1 protein-coding gene is annotated in these 1,059 nt (G+C 68.4%); it reads right to left on the bottom strand.

What is annotated here, in order from left to right:
* The coding region (locus KUM44_RS39850) for an ABC transporter ATP-binding protein (RefSeq protein ID WP_254390798.1) at positions 1 to 1,059 on the bottom strand (1,059 nt) is incomplete at both ends.

Here is a 1,059-nt window from a genome sequence, read left to right as displayed (position 1 = left end):
TCCTCGGGATCGGCGCTGACGCCGATTCGCTCGCCGGCGACCGGGCCGCGGCCGGCCGGGACCTCCAGGCGCAGCAGCGGCCCGTCACCACCGTCGATGCGCACACCCGCACGGACCAAAGTGCCGACGTAGGTGGCGGTCTCCACCGTGCCGGTACAGAACCCGTCATCGGTGGCACAGGCCCGCAGCCGACCCGGCTGCACAGCAACCTTCACCTGACTGCCGGAGGGCAGCTGGTGGCGACGCGCCTTGAGCAGAGTGCCGCTGGCATCCAGGCGGACCAGGGTGTGCTCGTCGGTGTGCTGCTCGATGCGGCCGGGCAGGAAGTTGGCCGCGCCGAGGAAGTCCGCCACGAACGGGGTCCTGGGCCGCTCGAACAGTTCCCTCGGGCTGTCGAACTGCTCGATCAGACCGTTGCGCATCACCGCGATACGGTCCGACATGACCAGCGCCTCTTCCTGATCGTGCGTCACATAGATGACGGTCAGGCCGAGTTCCTGCTGGATGGTCTTGATCTCGACCTGGAGCTGGTCACGCAGCTTCTTGTCCAGCGCGCCCAGCGGTTCGTCCATGAGGATCACCGGCGGCCGGTAGACCAGCGCCCGGCACAACGCCACCCGCTGCTGCTGACCACCGGACAGCTCACGCGGCTTACGGCCGCCGAACCCGGACAGACCGGCGATCTCCAGCGTCTCCCCGACCCGGCGGCGGATCTCGTCCTTCGGCACACCACGCAGGGTGAGCGGGAACGCGACGTTCTCACTCACGGTCATGTGAGGGAAGAGCAGGTACTGCTGGAAGACGAACCCCAGGCCCCGCTTCTGCGGCGCGAGCCGGGTGACGTCACGGTCCCCGACCGTGATGGTGCCGGAATCCGGCTCGCAGAAACCGGCGATCATCATCAACGTCGTGGTCTTGCCCGACCCGGAGGAGCCGAGGAAGGTGACGAACTCCCCGGCCGCGATCTCCATCGACGCCTCGTCGACAGCGACCACGTCCCCGTAGGTCTTGCGCAGGGCCACGACCGACAGCGACTTGCCGGTCGCGGTGGCCGGCTTG

This window comes from Streptomyces sp. AC550_RSS872 (genome assembly GCF_019049285.1).
Taxonomy (GTDB): domain Bacteria; phylum Actinomycetota; class Actinomycetes; order Streptomycetales; family Streptomycetaceae; genus Streptomyces.
Note: the sequence above shows the minus strand (reverse complement) of the source record. Positions and strands in the feature narration are given on the sequence as shown.